General features: G+C 42.2%; 21 protein-coding genes and 1 tRNA gene. 14 read left to right on the top strand and 8 right to left on the bottom strand.

Going from position 1 to position 18,792, the window contains the following annotated elements; all coding sequences use genetic code 11:
* The first annotated feature begins 95 nt into the window (after positions 1-95).
* The 3 genes from IEX80_RS05845 to IEX80_RS05835 all read left to right on the top strand — a co-directional run bounded on the left by IEX80_RS05845 (position 96) and on the right by IEX80_RS05835 (position 1,173).
* On the top strand, positions 96-383 hold the full coding sequence (locus IEX80_RS05845) for a hypothetical protein (protein ID WP_188832300.1): 288 nt from the start codon (positions 96-98) through the stop codon (positions 381-383).
* A gap of 95 nt (positions 384-478) precedes the next feature.
* Positions 479-649, top strand: a complete 171-nt coding sequence (locus IEX80_RS05840; protein WP_229701531.1) for a DUF1593 domain-containing protein — start codon at positions 479-481, stop codon at positions 647-649.
* A 338-nt stretch (positions 650-987) separates the two neighbouring features.
* Positions 988-1,173 (top strand): hypothetical protein, encoded by a 186-nt coding sequence (locus IEX80_RS05835; RefSeq protein ID WP_188832299.1) that lies wholly within the window; start codon positions 988-990, stop codon positions 1,171-1,173.
* 148 nt (positions 1,174-1,321) lie between these two features.
* Here the strand turns inward: IEX80_RS05835 and IEX80_RS05830 are convergent.
* The 6 genes from IEX80_RS05830 to IEX80_RS05805 form a co-directional block, all read right to left on the bottom strand.
* Positions 1,322-1,411 (bottom strand) — tRNA-Ser (locus IEX80_RS05830).
* A gap of 98 nt (positions 1,412-1,509) precedes the next feature.
* Complete coding sequence (locus IEX80_RS05825) at positions 1,510-2,490, bottom strand: YihY/virulence factor BrkB family protein (RefSeq protein WP_090525923.1); 981 nt, start codon at positions 2,488-2,490, stop codon at positions 1,510-1,512.
* An 11-nt stretch (positions 2,491-2,501) separates the two neighbouring features.
* Complete coding sequence (locus IEX80_RS05820) at positions 2,502-2,909, bottom strand: acyl-CoA thioesterase (RefSeq protein ID WP_090525922.1); 408 nt, start codon at positions 2,907-2,909, stop codon at positions 2,502-2,504.
* Positions 2,909-3,961 (bottom strand): endolytic transglycosylase MltG, encoded by a 1,053-nt coding sequence (gene mltG, locus IEX80_RS05815; protein ID WP_090525921.1) that lies wholly within the window; start codon positions 3,959-3,961, stop codon positions 2,909-2,911. The genes IEX80_RS05820 and mltG overlap by 1 nt, the downstream gene beginning before the upstream one ends.
* 28 nt (positions 3,962-3,989) lie before the next feature.
* Positions 3,990-4,298, bottom strand: a complete 309-nt coding sequence (locus IEX80_RS05810; RefSeq protein WP_188832298.1) for a rhodanese-like domain-containing protein — start codon at positions 4,296-4,298, stop codon at positions 3,990-3,992.
* The gene (locus IEX80_RS05805) at positions 4,276-5,070 is read right to left on the bottom strand and encodes a PASTA domain-containing protein (protein ID WP_090525919.1); all 795 of its coding nucleotides are present in this window, start codon (positions 5,068-5,070) and stop codon (positions 4,276-4,278) included. The genes IEX80_RS05810 and IEX80_RS05805 overlap by 23 nt, the downstream gene beginning before the upstream one ends.
* Positions 5,071-5,324: 254 nt before the next feature.
* On the opposite strand from IEX80_RS05805, the gene IEX80_RS05800 reads away from it, so the two are divergent.
* From IEX80_RS05800 to IEX80_RS05790, 3 genes are all read left to right on the top strand, one after another.
* Positions 5,325-6,314 carry a D-alanine--D-alanine ligase gene (locus IEX80_RS05800; protein WP_090525918.1) on the top strand — a complete coding sequence of 330 codons (990 nt, stop codon included), beginning with the start codon at positions 5,325-5,327 and terminating at the stop codon, positions 6,312-6,314.
* Positions 6,315-6,427: 113 nt separating this feature from the next.
* Positions 6,428-7,063 carry an ABC transporter ATP-binding protein gene (locus tag IEX80_RS05795; protein ID WP_188832297.1) on the top strand — a complete coding sequence of 212 codons (636 nt, stop codon included), beginning with the start codon at positions 6,428-6,430 and terminating at the stop codon, positions 7,061-7,063.
* Positions 7,063-8,172, top strand: a complete 1,110-nt coding sequence (locus tag IEX80_RS05790; RefSeq protein ID WP_188832296.1) for a hypothetical protein — start codon at positions 7,063-7,065, stop codon at positions 8,170-8,172. The genes IEX80_RS05795 and IEX80_RS05790 overlap by 1 nt, the downstream gene beginning before the upstream one ends.
* Before the next feature lie 4 nt (positions 8,173-8,176).
* Here the strand turns inward: IEX80_RS05790 and prmC are convergent, their stop codons facing one another.
* Positions 8,177-9,040, bottom strand: coding sequence for a peptide chain release factor N(5)-glutamine methyltransferase (gene prmC, locus IEX80_RS05785; RefSeq protein ID WP_229701530.1), 864 nt, complete (start codon positions 9,038-9,040; stop codon positions 8,177-8,179).
* Between the two features lie 33 nt (positions 9,041-9,073).
* Between prmC and ribD the strand changes: the two genes are divergently transcribed.
* The 5 genes from ribD (at position 9,074) to bioB (ending at position 14,297) form a co-directional block, all read left to right on the top strand.
* Entirely contained in the window at positions 9,074-10,129 is a 1,056-nt protein-coding gene (gene ribD, locus IEX80_RS05780; RefSeq protein ID WP_188832295.1) for a bifunctional diaminohydroxyphosphoribosylaminopyrimidine deaminase/5-amino-6-(5-phosphoribosylamino)uracil reductase RibD, read from the top strand.
* Positions 10,130-11,008 carry an EamA family transporter gene (locus tag IEX80_RS05775; RefSeq protein WP_188832294.1) on the top strand — a complete coding sequence of 293 codons (879 nt, stop codon included), beginning with the start codon at positions 10,130-10,132 and terminating at the stop codon, positions 11,006-11,008. It abuts the gene before it with no gap.
* A gap of 9 nt (positions 11,009-11,017) precedes the next feature.
* A complete protein-coding gene (locus IEX80_RS05770) occupies positions 11,018-11,632 on the top strand; it encodes an IMPACT family protein (protein WP_188832293.1) in 615 nt (204 codons plus the stop codon).
* 88 nt (positions 11,633-11,720) lie between these two features.
* Positions 11,721-13,073 carry a magnesium transporter gene (gene mgtE, locus IEX80_RS05765; protein WP_188832292.1) on the top strand — a complete coding sequence of 451 codons (1,353 nt, stop codon included), beginning with the start codon at positions 11,721-11,723 and terminating at the stop codon, positions 13,071-13,073.
* Positions 13,074-13,289: 216 nt separating this feature from the next.
* A complete protein-coding gene (gene bioB, locus IEX80_RS05760; RefSeq protein WP_188832291.1) occupies positions 13,290-14,297 on the top strand; it encodes a biotin synthase BioB in 1,008 nt (335 codons plus the stop codon).
* 93 nt (positions 14,298-14,390) lie between these two features.
* On the opposite strand, the gene IEX80_RS05755 is transcribed toward bioB, so the two are convergent.
* The gene (locus IEX80_RS05755; protein WP_090525909.1) at positions 14,391-14,882 is read right to left on the bottom strand and encodes a YajQ family cyclic di-GMP-binding protein; all 492 of its coding nucleotides are present in this window, start codon (positions 14,880-14,882) and stop codon (positions 14,391-14,393) included.
* A gap of 193 nt (positions 14,883-15,075) precedes the next feature.
* Between IEX80_RS05755 and ppk1 the strand changes: the two genes are divergently transcribed.
* The 3 genes from ppk1 (at position 15,076) to IEX80_RS05740 (ending at position 18,739) form a co-directional block, all read left to right on the top strand.
* Positions 15,076-17,121: a polyphosphate kinase 1 gene (ppk1, locus tag IEX80_RS05750; protein ID WP_090525908.1), complete on the top strand. Its 2,046-nt coding sequence runs from the start codon at positions 15,076-15,078 to the stop codon at positions 17,119-17,121.
* Positions 17,122-17,123: 2 nt separating this feature from the next.
* Positions 17,124-18,002: a Ppx/GppA phosphatase family protein gene (locus IEX80_RS05745; protein ID WP_090525907.1), complete on the top strand. Its 879-nt coding sequence runs from the start codon at positions 17,124-17,126 to the stop codon at positions 18,000-18,002.
* Between the two features lie 173 nt (positions 18,003-18,175).
* Complete coding sequence (locus tag IEX80_RS05740) at positions 18,176-18,739, top strand: UbiX family flavin prenyltransferase (protein WP_175489951.1); 564 nt, start codon at positions 18,176-18,178, stop codon at positions 18,737-18,739.
* The last annotated feature ends 53 nt before the right edge of the window (positions 18,740-18,792 follow it).

Raw genomic sequence — 18,792 nt, 5'->3', positions numbered from 1 at the left:
TTGTATTATGATATCGCCCAAAATAAACAAGAATATTTGTTATTAGCTGTAGCGTTTTTATATTTTTTGCCGAATAGGTTTAAAAACCAAACCGCATGAAAACGTGCTTTATCTTCCTGTTTGTTATTATTGGGCTATCTGCCTGTAAAAAAGATGCCAATGATACCGCTTATGACAAAAGCTATAAAGTATGGCAAAACTTTAAGACTGAAAGTAAAAATTCATATACTATACCGCTAATAACGGTTCAGTTTTTGGTTATGGCTCCGAAACCGAGATCACCGTTCAAAATGGCGTTGTTACAGCGAAGGGTTTTTGAATACCGTGAGTTTAAAGGCGGACCGAACTATGGATATGGCGCTCAGCTAAATGCGACTTCATAGGATTCCGTTTATATGACAGTATCCTGGATGAAGGAAAATATATCAGACAGGGGGCCATTGGGAGCCCTGTACAGAGTATGGGCGATGGAAAATAAATGGTAAAAGGCGACATCATGGACTATTTTGGTCTCAGCGGACATACTAACGACGAGTTGAAGAAAATGGGTTATATTGTATGGATGCCTGTTCAGGAAAAAGGTTCATGGTTAGGGGAGGGCGACGACCCAACGTTTATGAACATGCTTGACAATGGATTACGTGCATAAGAAAAAGGTACTTATGGAGGCTGGGGCGGCACCGGATTTATTGATCCTAAAGGTAAAAACGCCTTCTTCCAGAATAGTGATACGTCATCCCAGGCTATGGCAGCTTCACTCGCTGTGCCGAAAGATCGAAATAATACGTACCCTGACTTTTTTCCTGCCGCTCAGCGGGATTTTGCTGCCCGGATTAAACGGTCGGTAACGCCAATATATGCACTGGCAAATCACGAGCCAGTTGCCAAAATAGAAGGTCCATTAAATGTCAGGGCAACAGCCGGCGAAACGATCAGACTGTACGGAGCCGTTTCTGATCCTGACGGAAATCTGGTTTCTGTTAGCTGGTGCAATTTCAACAAGGAACTTATCAGGGAAAAGTGTCGATATTAAACCCCGAAGCCAGGCAAACACAAATCAGGGTACCTAAAGACGCTGTTTCTGGCCAAACAATTCACATTGTTTTTCAGGCAACGGATAACGGCACACTGTCTCTTACCAGCTATCAACGTGTGATTATAGCGGTGCGGTAAACAGGAAGCTTTCCAAATGCATTGGCTGTCTTTTCAAACCCAAACGGATGCACTTACTTTGGTCACATCAACCATTTTGTTCAGGTAAGAGTGGCTATTCTAGTATAAGAAAAAGCCCCGAAATCAGCTATTTCAGGGCTTAGATACTTGGCGGAGAGTTAGGGATTCGAACCCCAGGAACCTTTCACAGTTCAACAGTTTTCAAGACTGCCGCAATCGACCACTCTGCCAACTCTCCGGGGACAAAAGTACAAATCCGGGGCGAATTGCCAAATTTGAATTTCACTTTTTTTTATTTAATTAAATAATCTATATAAACTATTGATTAATAATAAGTTAATTTTTTGACTGGTCGGTTTTTTTTGCCCGAAAAGTGTTAAATCTGGGTTTTACAATGCGAATTGTACGCTTGGAAAGCTCTACGGACGCGTTTAATTCGAACCCGATTATCAAAATTAATGAGTTTATATACATCCAGATCATCACAACGATGAGCGTACCTATCGAGCCGTAAACTTTATTGTACGACGAGAAATTGTTGATATAATAGGAAAAGCCCAGTGAGGTTAAAACTGCCAGTGCTGTAGCCAGTATGGAGCCAGGATTAATAAAATTCCATTTCTTTTTATGTGCAGGAGCGTAACGGTATAAGCACCCTATGGTTACAAAAATGATCACCACAATAATCACCCATCTGAACAGCATCACAGGGTAAACCCAAAAATGATTTTCAGACGCCACATGCGATTGGATGAACCGGATAATGGATTGACCAAGGATGAGTATGGAAATGGCCAGTAATAACGCGAAGCTTATAGCTACAGTAATTCCTGTGGCTACCAGGCGCCTTTTAAGCCAGCTCCGTTTATCCTCAATTAATGAGGATTTATTAAAGGCTTTCATGAGATTGATAACGCCATTCGTAGCAAAATACAAGGTTGTCAGGAAACCGAAGGAAAGGAGCTTGCCGTTTTGATTACTTACGATATCGAAAAGGGTTTCTCTGAACGCCATATAGGCATTTGTAGGCATTACAGAGGCCAGCACCATCATAAGGTTGCCTTTAAAATGTTTTATGGGCACGTAGGGGATAAGCGTGAACAAAAAAATAGTAGCCGGAAAAACGGCGAGCATAAAGCTATAGGCTAAAGCATATGCCCGGTTAATAAGCGAGTTATTGGTGATCTCTTTTACAAAAAAGTCTATAACTGTATAAAGAGGCAATGGCCTGAAACCCGGAATAATGACAGACTTCGTCCACTCGATGATGTACCTGTAAAACGTAAACCGGATTAAAAAGCGGTGCAGCCATTTCATTTACACCAAATTTACTTAAAAAAGGGCATTAATCTATCGGTAAAATCCTGCGGTGGCAGGCATGGGCGACTGTTTTTCATGTTAATGAATACGAGCAGCGTTTCGCCGGTATTAATAAGTTCACCTTTTGGGTTTGTAAGTTCGTACCTGAAATGGATGCGGATGCCTGGCAGCTTATCCATGATCACCCTGATGCTGATTTCCTCGTCATATAAAGCCGGCTTCAGGTATTTGCAATGAAGCTCGAGCACAGGCATCATAATGCCCGATTCTTCCATGCCTTTATAAGTAAGGCCAAGACTGCGAAGCATCTCCACGCGGCCTACTTCATAAAATTCGGCGTAGTTACCGTAATACATATAGCCCATCTGGTCGGTTTCGCCATAGCGCACCCGTATTTTAGTAGTGTGCTCAAACATTACCTTCGGATGTTACGATCATTAAGGGCTTGCTGAAATTTATGCGCATTAACCAAATGGTCCGCCACGTTGGTGGCAAAGGCATGGTAGCCGGAAAAATCAGCTTTGGCGCACATATAAATATAGTCGCTCTTTTGATAGTTTAACACTGCTTTCACCGCATTAACCGATGGCATCATGATAGGCCCCGGAGGTAAACCTGTATGCAGGTAAGTATTATATGGCGAGTTATATGAAAGGTAGCGGGTAAGCACACGTTTTATAGTAAAATCGTTCAGCGCGAAGATCACGGTAGGGTCGGCCTCCAGTTTCATTCCTTTTTTAAGACGATTAAGGTATAAACCTGCTACGGCGGGCATTTCATCATCATGCAGCGCTTCAGCATCAACTATTGATGCCAGGACAGATACTTCCTGAGGGGTTAAGTTTATTGCAGCAGCCAGTTGTTTACGTTCAGGTGTCCAAAAAGCCTGATAGTGGTCGTACATTCGTTTAAAGAACTTTTCCGGGCTCGTATTCCAGTACATCTGGTATGAGTCGGGCATGATCACGGTATAAACGTTATCGGTAGTAAAACCATATTTACTTACAAAACTCGCCGAATCAAGCAGCCGAATAATCGCCATTGAATCCGGTTCAATCTTTTTCGAGATAAATCCCGCAAACTGTTCTTTAAGTCGCAATCCGTGAAATTCAACTTTAACAGGCTCTTGTGTACCTGAGGCCAGCATATTGATGAGCTTGCGGTTCCCCATGCCTTCATGCAGGCGATATTTACCTGGTTTTACACGGGTAATATAATTCATATTACGGGCAGCCCAGCCAAATGAAGCAGTATCTTTCACAATGCCCTCATCTTGTATTGTTTTAAAAACATCGCCAAATGTTGCGCCGGTGTGAATGTATAAGTACTCCTGTTTATCCGTAACGTTAGGTCCAAAGTATTTGAGGTAATAATTGAAACCTGTAAAGCCTAAAAGCACAACGATAATGATTACCAGCGCTATGATAAATTTTTTCAGTATGCCTGATCCTTGTTTTTCCGCGGTCATGATATTGAATAGATGGTGTTTGTTGTATTTATTTTAATCTTTGAATGGCAACTAATCCGCCGCTCAAGTTACGAACGTTGTTATAGCCATACCGCTTCAATATGTTTTGTGCAGTTTCGCTCCTTAAACCAATTTTGCACATAACGATTATCTCATCTGTTTTGTTGTAGGGTAAACTGTTAAGCGCATTCTCCAAATTTGAAAGGGGGATATTATCACCGCCTATATTATAAGTATGGAATTCAATAACCTCGCGCACGTCGAGCAGGTTAAGGCTTTCACCTTTGCTTAAACGCTCAATCAGTTCGGAAGCTTTAATTTGCCGGTGGAGCTGCATCGGTTTTGGTACCTTGTGAAACAGTAAGATTTATACGCGTGCCAATACTTGTTTTGCTTAATGAATCGGTCTTCATCGGGTATTGCGAAACAACAACAACATTAGTCGAATCGGTAATAGTACCCTGGTAAGTAATGATCCCAACAGTTAAGCCGGCGCCTTTTATAGCAAATCGGGCGGCATCAAGGTCAAGATTTACCAGTTCGGGTATTTCCACTTCGCTTGCACCCTCACCATCGCCCAAAACCAAATCTATCCTTGAGCCTTTGGGGATCTTGGTACCTGGTTTTATCACTTGTCCGCCAAAACGTACCTCCAGGATCCGGTCGCGGGCAATATCCGAACGGTACGTTGTATCGCCCAGTTTTAAGCCATAATTTGATATGGTAGCTATCGCTTCGCGATAATTGCTTTGTTCAAGATCGGGCAAGGCTACGTTTGGCGCCTGCAGGGTTACCATGGTAAGGTAAATTACCCGGCTTTCTTTAACGTTGGTCCCGGGATCTGGGTCTTGTTCAACGATAGTACCGGGGGCCACGTCCTGTACATACACAGAATCTATTTTATAGCCGAATCCCTGCTCTTTTAAAATATCCATAGCTTTATCAATGGAAAGGCCTTTAAGCTTTGGTACGGGTATGCCCGAACCATGACGGGTATAATAACCAAGGCTAAAAAAAGCTATTAAAACAACGGCTATCACGGTTACAATAGCCATTAATAAGTTATTCCGGAATGATTTTGATTTTAAGTAAGCCCCAAATTTGCTCATCAGTATACGTAAGGGTAAACCTTTTAATTAAGTATCAAACATAGGAATTATTTTGGATATGGGTGTTAGGATGTCGGATTTCGGATGTTCGATTTCGGAATTAATTATTGCAGAATTTTGGGAGTTTTAAACTCAAAATTTAAACTTTAGTATTATTTGCAATGATATTTATTCTAATTTCGACTTCGAAATCAGGTCGCTTTCGTTGCTCCTGGAAATAAATTCGAAATCGAACATCCGAAATCCGAAATAAAATGAGTCTTAAAAATATTGCCCTTTTGGCCGGAGGTTTTACCGGCGAATATGAAGTATCCCTTAACAGCGCAAAAAATATCGCAGCTAACCTGGCGTCAAACAGCAACTATAAAGTTTATACTATATTAATTACCCGCGACAGGTGGTTTTTTGAAGCAGATGACGCGACAGTCGATGTTGACAAGAATGATTTTACCATCACCCTTAACCAGGAAAAAATAAAGTTCGACTTTGCCTTCATCACCATTCATGGCAGCCCCGGCGAGGATGGAAAGCTGCAGGGCTATTTTGATATGCTTGGCATCCCTTATAATACCTGCGACGCTACAACATCGGCCATTACCATGAACAAGGCTTATACCAAAGCTATCGTGCACGGGATCCATGGCTTGCATACCGCACATTCCATGCGTTTATTTGAGCGCGATGTGCATGACGTTGCCACAATAGCAGCTAATTTGAAATTTCCGTTGTTTGTTAAACCTAATAATGGTGGCAGCAGCGTGGGTATGAGCAAGGTTCAAAACATAGCCGGCCTGCCGGAAGCATTGAACAGGGCATTTCAGGAAGATGCCCAGGTGTTAGTAGAAGAATTTATTAAAGGCCGCGAGTTCAGCATTGGTATAGCACGCCTGCACGGTAAAATAAAGGTATTGCCTGCTACAGAAATTATAACCTCAAAAGATTTTTTTGATTACGAGGCGAAATATACTTCTGGTGTAACACAAGAAATAACTCCCGCCGACCTTTCGGCTGAAAAGGTTAAAGAAATTGCCGGCATAGTTACCGAGGTGTATACCCGCCTCAACTGCCGCGGCATGGCCAGGATCGACTTTATTTTGCTTGAAGGCAGTAATGATTTTTATTTTATTGAGATCAACACCACACCAGGTCAGTCTGCCGCCAGTTTGATTCCGCAACAGGTACGTGCGGCAGGTATGGATGTAGGTGAGTTTTACAGCGCCCTAATTGAAGGAGCAGCGCTATAATTTCGGAATTGAGATTTTCGGTTTCGGATTTATTTTAATTTTATTGTGAGAGAGGCACATTCAGGCCTCTCTTTTTTGTGTAACAACAGGTTCATTTTGTTATCAAACCAACGATGTTGCAATTTCAAAACTTTACAAAATCATACGGTAATTATCCGGCCTTAAAAATTGAGAACCTGCAATTGAAGCACGGTATTTACTGGATAAAAGGGGTAAATGGTTCCGGTAAAAGCACCCTGCTAAAATCTATTGCCGGGATATTAGCGTTTCATGGCGATATCTTGCTTGATGAAAGCATCAGCATAAAAAAGCAACCGGTGGCCTACCGCAAGCTGGTAAACTTTGCCGAGGCCGAACCCGTATTTCCCGATTTTTTAACAGGTTCAGAAATGATCGCCCTGTTTATCGCTGCTAAAAGCGCGCCGGCGCGACAGGAGGAGCAGTATATTAAAAGCATGGGCATGCAAAGCTTCATTGACCGCCCGGTTGGCACTTACAGCAGTGGCATGATGAAAAAGCTTTCCCTGCTACTTGCCTTTTTGGGCAAGCCCAAATTAATCCTGCTTGATGAGCCTTTGATCACTATTGATACGGCTTCGTTGGCAACATTAAATAGTTGGATAAGGGAAAGGTATGAGCAGGAGGGAACTGGCTTTTTACTGTCATCGCACCAAATACTTGAGGATGGCTCATTACCCGTATCAGGTGAACTTCTCGTCGAAGATCAAGCTTTAAAGTTTATCAGCTGATGAAATCGCTAACCAAGGTATTGTTAAAGATTTTTGCAAACGGTTTTTTCCGGGTGCATGCCGGGATTTTGTTATTTATATTTTTGGCAATGGTTGGCGTAGTGCCTCCCCAATATTTAATAGGCTATCATAAAGCACTGATGCTGGCTATGGACAGCAGTTCGGTTGTAATGATCCTGGTGTTTATAAGCTGGTTTATTTATGCAGTTAAAAGCTGGCATTACGTATCCGGGCAAATCTTTGCCTCCGGCCAACATTTTTTATTTTATAGCAGCAATGCCCTGAGCAAAGGGGAGCAAATAAAAAGCTGGTTTTGCGTACAGGCTGCTATATCATCGCCGGTAATATTGTACGCACTTATTGCTGTGGGTGTGGGTTTTTCCAATCATTATTATTTATTTCCGGTTTGCATTTTACTATATTTAATCGCCTTAACTTATTTAAGTGCAGTTGTTTATACAAAGCAAGTTAACAGGCTTGTTGACGGCAGTGATCGATCCATATTATTAAAACTAAGCAGCAAATGGCGCAAACCTTATTTCAGCCTTTACATTTACCACCTGTTAGATAAGCGCAGGGTTCCATACCTCATTACCAAGGCGCTTTCCTGGCTTATCATCACCGGGGTGTTTTACGTGTTTGCTGATGTTAAAACTGATGTCCGTGTTGCTGGTATAGCAATCCTTGCTGTTATAACGGCACATATTGTATTGATATTTGAGGAAAGGAAATTTGAAGAGAACGGCCTTGGCTTTTCCCGCAATTTGCCCTATAGCAAGCCGCAGCTGTTTCTGAATTTTATAGGCGTTTATTTTCTTTTGCTCATCCCCGAAAGTATCTGGCTGTTCAGCAGGTTTAGCCCGTTGATGGCTGTTGAACTGCTGCTTGTTGGCTTAAGCACCGCGATGCTGTTTCATTGCCTGCTTTACTGGTTTGGCCTTAATATGGATAAGTACCTGCAATGGATCCTGGGGTTATTTATTGTATTGTTCTGGATCATTATGTTCAAGCTGCTTTGGGTGTTGGTTCCTTTAAACTTTGGTATTGCTTACTGGCTGTTTTACAGTAACTATTACAAGTTTGAGGGCGTGATAAGCGATAAGTTGTAACCTTTTAAAGCTGCGCTTTCACCATCCTGTCCCTACCGCTCATGTCTTTTCTTAACTCAATGTTTTTAAATCCCTTACCAGTTAATAGCTCAACAGTTTCATTGCCTAAATTTTCATTGATCTCGAAGAAAAGCAAGCCGCCGGCAATCAAATTACAAAGTGAAAAATCGGCTATGGCCCGGTAAAATATCAGCGGATCATGTTGGGGTACAAACAAAGCAGTATGTGGCTCAAAATCTGTAACATTACTATGCATCTGCTTTTTATCATCAAGCGTAACATAAGGAGGGTTGCTTACAATGATATTATATTGAGCCTCTTCTTTATTATGCTCAATATTTAAAATATCAGCCAGAATAAAATTAACCTCAACTTCATTTAACAAAGCATTTTCCTTGGCGGTTTCCAAAGCTCCTTCGGATATATCTATCGCAGAAACATCCGCATTTGCCAAATTCTTTTTCAGGCTGATGGCGATACACCCACTACCGGTACCTATATCCAGCACAGAAAACCTTTCACCTTTTGCCTTTAACCTTTCGCCTTCTAAAATCCATTCCACCAGTTCCTCAGTTTCCGGGCGTGGGATCAGCACATATGGGTTTACTTTAAATCGCAAGCCAAAAAACTCGGTGACACCAAAGATGTATTGAATAGGTTTGCCTGTTTTTAGTTCGGCAAGGATGTTTTTCGCCCGTTCCGACTGTTCAGCAGTTAACGCTCTTTCGGGGAATGCCTTAACAGATGCCCTTGATAAACCGGTAACTTCGGCAATAACAAACAGCGTAATAGCTTCGGTTTCAACAGCATCATAAATGCCATTTATCTGCTGCCTGTAATCTTCAAAAACATCCTTAATTGTAATCATGCAACAAAGTAACATAAAAGCTACTTTTGCAGCATGCTTGAACATGAAAAATATATGCGCCGTTGTTTGGAGCTTGCTCAATTGGGTGCAGGATACGTTAGTCCGAACCCTATGGTTGGCGCGGTAGTAGTTCACGATGGCAAAATAATAGGAGAGGGCTATCATCAGAAATACGGCCAGGCCCATGCCGAAGTTAACGCTATTGAACAGGTTACGCAAAGGTTTGATAACTACGCCCAACTGCTGAAAAACTCGATTATATATGTTTCATTAGAGCCTTGTGCGCATTATGGTAAAACGCCGCCCTGCGCCGATCTGATCATCAAACATCAAATCCCTGAAGTGATTGTTGGTTGCCGCGACCCATTTGCTCAGGTCGACGGAAAAGGTATTGAAAAATTGCAGGCTGCCGGCATTCAAGTAATAACCGGCGTATTAGAACAGGAATGTCAATGGCTTAACCGTCGCTTTTTTACCAAGGTACAAAAGCACAGGCCATATATTATATTAAAGTGGGCACAAACACAGGATGGCTTTTTTGCTCCGGCAGATGGCAGGCAGTTTTGGATCACGGGGCCCGAATCGCGCAAACTGGTACACAAATGGCGCAGTGAAGAAGATGCTATACTGGTTGGCAAAAACACGGTATTAAGTGACAACCCACAATTAAACACCCGTTACTGGGATGGCCCGTCGCCTAAGCGTGTGGTGATTGACCGCCGGCTGGAATTGAATAAAGGGTTGAACATATTTGATCAATCTGCAGAAACGTTGATATTTAACGAGGTTAAGTTTGATGTTGACGGTAAAAACAGGTATATAGCACTTGAAGATTTTGAACGCTTTGTGCCGCAATACATTTTGTACCAATTATACCTTCAGGATATCCAATCTGTTATTATTGAAGGCGGTGCTAAAACACTTGAATCATTTATTGAAGCCGGCCTTTGGGACGAAGCCAGGGTATTTACCGGTAATAAAGTTTTAGGGAAAGGTATAAAAGCACCGCAAATAACAAGTATACTTGCCGATGAATATCCTGTAGGCGCCGATCGCCTCCATTTGTTATACAATAAGCCGGTTATATAAATGCTGTTCGTTTTTTTAAGTATTTGCTGTAGTGTTATCGTTTCCATTTTGCTGAAACTGGCAAAACGCTACCATGTGGACGTTTACCAGGCCATTACCTGGAACTACTCTATGGCTATTTTGCTTACCTGGTTCTTTTTTAAACCACAGCTGAGTATTATTCAAAACGGGCCTGTTTATAATTACGTGGCTTTGGGGATTCTGTTCCCGGCAATATTTGTAATCATGGCAACGTCGGTGCGCAAGGCCGGTATCGTTCGTACAGACGTGGCACAACGCTTATCCCTGTTTATCCCCATACTGGCAGCATTTGTTTTATTTGGCGAAGCCACCGGTATGGTAAAAGCCATCGGCATTATACTGGCTTTCATTGCTATCATCTGCTCTATACCCTGGCAAAAATCGGCAGGTAACAAAGTTGAAAAGGGCTCATGGATTTACCTGTTAATTGTTTTCCTCGGTTTTGGCGTAATTGATGTATTGCTAAAACAGCTTACCAAGGTCAATAATGTACCTTTTACCACAGCCATTTTTGTCATCTTTATTATTGCGTTTATATTAACCCTTGCTGGTTTGATTTACCAGGTATCCACAAAAAAAATGAAATTTTCATTGCCGCATATCCTCATAGGCTGGGTATTAGGGATAGCCAATTTTGGCAATATCCTTTTTTACTTAAAGGCGCACCAGGCGCTGGCGAACAGCCCTTCGGCAGTGTTTTCGTCGGTAAATATTGGCGTTATTGTGGTTGGTACGCTGGTTGGCATCTTTGTATTTAAAGAGAAGCTGAGCCTGCTTAATAAAATCGGCATAGCTATAGCGGTGCTGGCTATTATCATTATTTATTTCCCGCAAACATTGGGCTTCCTGCACCGGTAATATTTTTGAATGCTTTTTGACGATACTTATAAAACCATAGAAAACCCTGCCGAAGGTGTTTTTCGCGACCGCGGCAGCAAGTTCCTGGCCTATGCTTATCCCATCAGTTCTGAAAATGACATCAAGGCAATAGTTGCCCGACTAAAATCAGAACATCCCAAAGCCAATCACCATTGCTGGGCTATGCGTTTAACCATCGACCGCTCGGTGTTCAGGGTTAATGATGACGGTGAGCCTTCAGGTACTGCAGGCAGACCAATCCTGAATACACTGCTGTCAAAAGATCTTACCAATCTCCTGGTTGTAGTGGTCCGATATTTCGGCGGCACCTTATTAGGGGTTCCGGGTTTGATTAATGCTTATAAAGCAGCCACAGAGGATGCATTAAACCACTCGGTTATCATTTCAAAAACAGTAAATGACGTATACACTATCTCATTTGATTATTTGCAAATGAATGATGTGATGCGGATCATTAAGGAAGAGGGGCTTGGCGTACTTAATCAGCAATTTGACAATGATTGCAGTATCCAGCTTTCTATCCGAAAAACGCAGGTTGAGCCGGCGCTTTTTAAATTAAGCAAGGTGAGCGGCTCGCAGGTTAAATACAACCACAGCATCTAACGATTCCATTACGATAGCCACTTTAGGCACTCTTTTTGTGTCCATTTAATTCCTTAATTGTGGTCTAATTGTTTTAATTTAGTCGGGTATGCAATCTTTTGAATTAGATAAAACCGACCTGCTCCGCATTAAAACAGCGCTCGAAGCCGATGATGCTGAGTTAGAGAATGTTCTGAAGGAATATCACGCCTCGGAGATTGCTATATTATTTGAAAAACTTCAGCAGGAAGAAAAAGAAAGGATCATCAATATCCTCCCGGCCGACGTCGCTTCGGAAGTTTTATCGGAAATGGACGAAGAGCATGGCCCTGCCGAACTGCTTGTAAACCTCGATCCCGAAAAACGTACCGAGATAGTTGAAGAGCTTGACTATGATGATGCTACCGACATCATTTCCCAGCTTGACGAAGAACACCAGGAAGAGATCTTAGAAGACCTCGATCATGAAGATGCCAGCAGCATCCGGGCTTTGATGAACTATGCCGAGGATACTGCCGGTGGTTTGATGAACTCTGAGATCATCAAGGTAAACATCAACATGGATAAAAAGGATGCGCTTGATGAGATCATTCGCCAGTCGGAAGAGATGGAAGAGTTTTATACCATCTGCGTAGTTGATAATGACGACATACTGAAAGGGATCCTCTCCATTAAAACAGTCATCAAGGCCCGCGCCGATGCCAGCATCAGCGATTTGGTAACTACCGATTTTGTTTACGTAAAAGCCGAGCTTGACCAGGAAGAGGTAGCCCGTCTCATTAAGCAATATAACCTTACCAGTATCCCGGTTGTTGATGATCACATGAAACTGCTCGGACGCGTTACGGTGGATGATATTATCGACGTAATGGAAGAGGAAAACACCGAGGACATCCTGAAGATCTCCGGTGTATCTGAAGATGAAGAATTGAGCGGTAACTGGCTGGAGGCAGTAAAAAGCCGTTTGCCATGGCTGGTGATCAACCTGGGCACAGCATTCCTTGCTGCATCCATTATCCGAACATTTGATTCGACAGTTGCCAAGCTTTCCATTATCTCGGCTTATATGACCATTATAGCAGGTATGGGTGGCAATGCCGCAACACAGGCATTGGCGGTAACTGTTAGGCGTATTTCATTAAGTGATCTTTCCGATAAACAAGCCTATAACACCGTATTAAAAGAGTTTTTAGTAGGCCTGATCAACGGCGCGGCCAATGGGCTCATCGTGTTTATAGTAGCATTCTTTTACGATGCCAATCCGCTGCTTGGCCTGGTGTTGTTTTTAGCCATGACAGGCAACCTGATCATAGCAGGCTTAACAGGCGCTTCCATTCCATTGATATTGAAAAGGGTAGGGATTGACCCCGCAGTAGCATCATCCATCATCATCACCACTTTTACCGATTGTATAGGGTTTTTACTACCGCTGTGGTTAGCTACCAAGTTTTTATTGAAGTAGTATATCCGCCGGTTGTCCCTGTCCCACGGCAATTTATAAGCAGTTAGCGTGGACACGAACCCCGGAAGGGCTAAGCTGCCAAATATTTAAAACCTTGTTATATAGTAAGTTTCTTTTTGAGGGCTGTCAAAATGTTATATTTATAAATAATCTTTGAATATTTGCGTGTTTACAATAACTTAATAACATTGTTGGGACGAATTTAATCTGAAACTGATGACAGAAGTTAGACATAACTGGACTAAAGAAGAAATAGCCGATATATACCACACACCATTGCTTGATCTTGTATACAAGGCCGCTACGATCCACCGCGAGAATAAAGATTATGCAGAAGTGCAGATCAGTTCATTGATATCGATAAAAACAGGTGGATGTTCTGAAGATTGTGCTTACTGCCCGCAAGCTGCCCGTTATAATACAGGTGTAAATGTACATGCCATAATGCCGAAAGATGAAGTAATCGCTGCTGCCGAAAAGGCAAAAGCCGGTGGCGCATCACGTTTATGCATGGGTGCAGCATGGCGTGAGGTTCGCGATAACCGCGATTTTGATAAGGTAATTGATATGGTTAAAGCGGTGAACAGCCTTGATATGGAAGTGTGCTGTACCCTTGGCATGCTTACAGAAAGCCAGGCGCAACGTTTGGCCGATGCCGGTTTATATGCCTACAATCATAATCTTGATACATCCGAAGAAGATTACAAACGGATCATCACCACCCGTACCTATGATGAGCGTCTTAAAACGCTTGAACATGTGCGCAAAGCGAAGATCACTGTATGCAGCGGCGGCATCATTGGCCTGGGTGAAACGGTGGAGGACAGGGTATCCATGCTCAAAACATTGTCGAACCTGCCCAAACACCCCGAATCAGTGCCTATTAATGCTTTAGTTCCGGTAGCAGGAACTCCGTTAGCCGATCAGCCCCGTGTTTCTGTTTGGGACATGGTTAGGATGGTGGCTACAACAAGGATCATTATGCCTAAAACCGTAGTGCGTTTATCTGCCGGTCGTACGGAGATGAGTACGGTTGAACAGGCTTTCTGTTTTATGGCAGGAGCTAATTCAATTTTTGCCGGCGAAAAGCTGCTTACCACGCCAAACCCATCATTTGATACCGATATGGCTATGTTTGAATTGCTTGGTTTATCGCCGCGTAAAGCTTTCAAAAATGGCCGGCCTAATGAAGTTAATAAAGAAGAAGTTGAAGTTGCGGGCTAATAGCGCTTTCAGATAAAACAAAAGGAGCCGTAGCAAAATGCATGGCTCCTTTTGTTTTAATAGGATTTTTTACATTAATATCAGAGATTTCTATTAGTCTCTCATATTAATATATTGCAATGGCTGGCCAAAATCCTCCGCGCGGCAAAGGCTGATAACAGATTGCAGGTCGTCAATCTTTTTTCCTTGCACCCGCACCTGATCGTCCATGATGGAGGCTTGCACTTTAAGGCCGCTATCTTTAATTTTCTTTACTATCTTTTTAGCAGCTTCCTTATCTATACCTTCCCTGATCTTGATTTCCTTGCGGATCATGTTGCCCGATGCATATTGCTCTTTGCCAAAATCCAGCGCTTTGGGATCAAGATGTTGTTTAACCATCCGGCTTATGATGCTGTCTTGTATGGCTTTAAGGCGCATATCGTTTTCAGTAACTATGGTAACCTGGTTTGTTTTTTTATCAAGGTCAATAGTGCTTTTTGAATCGTTAAAGTCGTAACGGTTCAGGATCTCTTTTTTGGCGGTATTTATCGCGTTATCAAGCGTTTGCCCGTCTATTTTACTAACTATATCAAATGTTGGCATAAGTAGTGTGTTGGTTATAAATGTTTTGCAAAACTAATGTATTGTTAACATACAGCGCAATATTGCAACAAATTGTTTAATTTCTGCAATAAATAATGATGAATGAAAACAGGTTAATTCCTCATGAGTTAATATTAAGTTAACAAATAAATAAGCAGATTTGTAACATCTGGCTGTAAAGCGAGAAATTTTTATGGATAAACAGGTTCCCTTAATTAACAGAGAAATAAGCTGGCTATATTTTAACGATAGGGTTTTGCAGGAAGCGGCCGACCCGACCGTTCCCCTGATAGACCGGATTAGGTTCTTAGCTATATTTTCATCTAACCTCGACGAGTTTTACAGGGTGAGGGTTGCCACACTAAGCCGTTTAGCTGCACTTAATGAAAAATCGAAAGAGATACTTGGTTATAACCCTAAAAAGATCCTTAACCAGATCAAGAATATTGTAGTAAGGCAGGAACGTAAATTCAATAACCTGTACGAAAACATCATTGTTAAACAACTGGCCGAAGAAAAGATCTTTATCCTTAATGATAAACAGCTTAACGTAACCCGTGGTACCTTCGTTAAAAATTATTTCAGGGAAAAGCTGCTGGCTACATTGGTGCCGATCATGCTCAATGATACCTTACCGCTGCCTGAGCTTAGGGATAGGGCCGTTTACTTTTTTGTAAAGCTTACCACCAATAAAAAAACGAGGTTTGCCCTTATTGAGTTCCCGGATAACCTTTCGCGTTTTGTTAAACTGCCCGATACCAATAACCTGAAGTTCATTATTTTGCTTGATGATATTATCAGGTACAGTTTGGAGGATATCTTTTTCATTTTTGAACATGATAGTATTGAGGCTTACTCCATCCAGCTTACCCGCGACGCGGAGCTTGACCTGGATAAAGAGGTGAGTGAAAAATTTGTCGATTCACTGGCCAAGAGCCTTCAAAAGCGAAAAAAAGGTAAACCGATGCGTTTGTTGTATGACTCAGAGATGCCTATGGATATGCTGAAATACCTGGTAGGCAAAATGGGCCTGCATGGCGAAAGTCTTATCCCGGGTAACAGGTACCATAATTTCAAGAACTTTATTGCGTTCCCCAACGTTGGTGGGCCGGAGCTTGAGTATAGCAAATATATAGCACTCCCTGTGGCCGACCTTTCATTCGGTAAAAGCCTTATAGGGCTCATCGCCAAAAAGGATTACCTGGTAAGTACACCTTATCAATCGTATGATTACGTGATCCATTTTTTGCGCGAGGCCGCTATAGACCCTAAGGTAAAAGAGATTAGCATTGCTGTATATCGTTTGGCCGAAAACTCAAGAGTGGTCCATGCTTTGATCAATGCCGCTAAAAACGGCAAAAAGGTAAACTGCCTTGTAGAGTTAAGGGCCCGCTTTGATGAGCAAAACAATATTCACTGGAGTAACAGGCTTGAAGAGGAGGGCGTAACAGTATTGTACGGTGTGCCCGGTTACAAGGTGCACTCAAAAATATGTTTGGTTAGCCGTACCGAAAAAGGTAAGCTGGCTTATTATGCCTGCCTTTCAACTGGTAATTTTAATGAAAAAACAGCGCAGATCTATGCCGATCATACCCTTTTTACAGCTAACAAAAGAATCACCGATGACCTGGTAAATGTTTTTAAAGCAATTAATAAGGGATTATTGCCTAAGGGGCTCAAAAGCCTGATCGTGTCGCCAATTGACTCAAGGCCTGCAATTTACAGGCTGATAGATAACGAGATCAAAAACGCGAAAGCCGGCAAGCAGGCGTATATGATCCTGAAGATGAACAGCCTGGCCGATGAGGAAATGATCAGCAAGCTTTACCAGGCGAGTAATGCAGGCGTGAAAATTAAGATGATCATCAGGGGGATGTGCTGCTTAATTGCCGGGGTGAAAGGCTATAGCGAAAATATAGAGGTGATTAGTATTGTAGATAAATATCTTGAGCACGCGCGGGTGCATATTTATTGCAATGGCGGCAAGGAGCTCATCTACCTTACATCGGCCGATTTCATGACCCGAAATATCGACAATCGCGTTGAAGTTGGCTTCCCGATATATGATGAAAAACTACAGCAGGAGATAAGGGATATTATTGATATCCAGCTTGAGGATAACACCAAAGCCCGTGAGATCAACAGCCAGAACACCAACAAATACCACAAAACAAACTCGCCCGAAAGCCACCGGGCGCAAATTGAAATATATAATTATTTAAAAAATAAAACGAAATAACATTGAGATACGCCGCCATTGATATAGGTTCAAACGCCGTGAGGCTGTTAATTGCCGACATAATTCAAAACACCGGATCGGTGTCGTTCAAAAAAAATACCCTGATCCGTGTTCCGTTGCGTTTGGGAGACGATGCTTTTATACAGCAGCATATATCTGAGAAAAAAACGACAGAGCTGGTTAAATCAATGGTTGCTTTTCGTAACCTGATGGATGTATATAAGGTTACCGATTATTTAGCCTGTGCAACTTCGGCCATGCGCGAAGCTAAAAACGGGGAAGATGTTGTGAAGCTGATTAAGGATGAGGCTAATATCGATATTGAAATTGTACATGGATCTAAAGAAGCCAGTATCATTTATGCCAGTCATGCCGAGCAAAATATTGATAAAAGCAAAAACTACCTTTATATTGATGTAGGCGGCGGCAGTACAGAGCTTTCGCTGTTTTCGGCAGGGGAGCTGATCGTTTCGCGTTCGTTTAACATTGGCACCATCCGCATTCTGGATAATCAGGACACTGAAGAAACCTGGAACGAAATGAAGGATTTTGTGCGCGACAATACCCGTAACTTTAAGCAATTATCAGGCATAGGTACCGGCGGCAACATTAATAAACTGTTCAGGCTATCCGAAGAAAAAGAAGATATGCCGCTAACTTTTGCTAAACTAAGATCATTATATACCTACCTGAGCTCGTTTTCATTAAAAGACAGGATCAACGTGCTTGGCCTAAACCAGGATAGGGCCGATGTAATTATTCCAGCCTGTGAAATTTACCTTACGGTAATGAAAAATGCTAACATCAAAAATATATATGTACCCAGGGTAGGTATGGTTGATGGAATTATCCAAACTTTAATCGAAAAAAATATTCAATAAACAGGTTAAAATTATTTTAACAAATTGTTTAATAATTTAAAAAGTGTTATTATATTTGTAGTGCCCTCTCAAGGGCATGTTTTTCATAGGTAGATGTAGGGTCGGGTACAAGTTATTCGACCCTTTTTTGTGCCCCTAACTTTTTGTGTGTTTGGGTTGTTGAAGGAGTAATTATGAAGAAAAAGATAGTTGTTGCTATTACGGGTGCCAGTGGTTCAATATATGCCAGTCTGCTGCTAAAAAAACTAACCCAATTACAGGATCAAATTGCCGAAGTGGGCGTTGTTATGTCAGATAATGCCAAAGATGTTTGGAAGTTTGAACTCGACAACGAAGAATACAGCCGGTTCCCTTTTAAATTTTACGCTAAAAATGATTTCATGGCACCCTTCGCTTCGGGTTCGGCAAAGTTTGATACCATGATAATTGTTCCATGCTCTATGGGGACGCTTGGAAGGATAGCAGGAGGAATCTCTGACGACCTGATCACCCGTGCGGCCGACGTGATCCTTAAAGAGCGCCGTAAACTGGTATTGGTAGCCCGTGACACGCCGTTCAACCTGATCCATATACGAAACATGGCGACTGTTACAGAAGCAGGTGGGATCATATGTCCGGCGATTCCATCATATTACAGCAAGCCCCAAACTATAGAAGAGCTGGCTATGACAGTAGTAAACCGGGTTATTGATTTAATAGGGCTGGAAAGTAAAAGCTATGAGTGGAAAGGGATCTGAATTCCACATCGTTTCGGTTAAGTAATTGCGGTTACGTGTCGTTTTAGTTACCC

This window comes from Mucilaginibacter rubeus (genome assembly GCF_014643835.1).
Classification (GTDB): Bacteria; Bacteroidota; Bacteroidia; order Sphingobacteriales; family Sphingobacteriaceae; genus Mucilaginibacter; species Mucilaginibacter rubeus.
This window is presented reverse-complemented; position numbering and strand designations above follow the sequence as displayed.

Excerpts from the sequence above, each read along its gene's own strand:
- IEX80_RS05740 (WP_175489951.1), top strand. The coding sequence starts at position 18,176 with ATGAAGAAAAAGATAGTTGTTGCTATTACGGGTGCCAGTGGTTCAATA.
- IEX80_RS05755 (WP_090525909.1), bottom strand. The coding sequence starts at position 14,882 with ATGCCAACATTTGATATAGTTAGTAAAATAGACGGGCAAACGCTTGAT.
- mgtE (WP_188832292.1), top strand. The coding sequence starts at position 11,721 with ATGCAATCTTTTGAATTAGATAAAACCGACCTGCTCCGCATTAAAACA.
- IEX80_RS05775 (WP_188832294.1), top strand. The coding sequence starts at position 10,130 with ATGCTGTTCGTTTTTTTAAGTATTTGCTGTAGTGTTATCGTTTCCATT.
- IEX80_RS05825 (WP_090525923.1), bottom strand. The coding sequence starts at position 2,490 with ATGAAATGGCTGCACCGCTTTTTAATCCGGTTTACGTTTTACAGGTAC.
- IEX80_RS05805 (WP_090525919.1), bottom strand. The coding sequence starts at position 5,070 with ATGAGCAAATTTGGGGCTTACTTAAAATCAAAATCATTCCGGAATAAC.
- bioB (WP_188832291.1), top strand. The coding sequence starts at position 13,290 with ATGACAGAAGTTAGACATAACTGGACTAAAGAAGAAATAGCCGATATA.
- mltG (WP_090525921.1), bottom strand. The coding sequence starts at position 3,961 with ATGACCGCGGAAAAACAAGGATCAGGCATACTGAAAAAATTTATCATA.
- ppk1 (WP_090525908.1), top strand. The coding sequence starts at position 15,076 with ATGGATAAACAGGTTCCCTTAATTAACAGAGAAATAAGCTGGCTATAT.
- IEX80_RS05770 (WP_188832293.1), top strand. The coding sequence starts at position 11,018 with ATGCTTTTTGACGATACTTATAAAACCATAGAAAACCCTGCCGAAGGT.
- prmC (WP_229701530.1), bottom strand. The coding sequence starts at position 9,040 with ATGATTACAATTAAGGATGTTTTTGAAGATTACAGGCAGCAGATAAAT.
- IEX80_RS05800 (WP_090525918.1), top strand. The coding sequence starts at position 5,325 with ATGAGTCTTAAAAATATTGCCCTTTTGGCCGGAGGTTTTACCGGCGAA.
- IEX80_RS05790 (WP_188832296.1), top strand. The coding sequence starts at position 7,063 with ATGAAATCGCTAACCAAGGTATTGTTAAAGATTTTTGCAAACGGTTTT.
- IEX80_RS05845 (WP_188832300.1), top strand. The coding sequence starts at position 96 with ATGAAAACGTGCTTTATCTTCCTGTTTGTTATTATTGGGCTATCTGCC.
- ribD (WP_188832295.1), top strand. The coding sequence starts at position 9,074 with ATGCTTGAACATGAAAAATATATGCGCCGTTGTTTGGAGCTTGCTCAA.
- IEX80_RS05820 (WP_090525922.1), bottom strand. The coding sequence starts at position 2,909 with ATGTTTGAGCACACTACTAAAATACGGGTGCGCTATGGCGAAACCGAC.
- IEX80_RS05840 (WP_229701531.1), top strand. The coding sequence starts at position 479 with ATGGTAAAAGGCGACATCATGGACTATTTTGGTCTCAGCGGACATACT.
- IEX80_RS05810 (WP_188832298.1), bottom strand. The coding sequence starts at position 4,298 with ATGCAGCTCCACCGGCAAATTAAAGCTTCCGAACTGATTGAGCGTTTA.
- IEX80_RS05795 (WP_188832297.1), top strand. The coding sequence starts at position 6,428 with ATGTTGCAATTTCAAAACTTTACAAAATCATACGGTAATTATCCGGCC.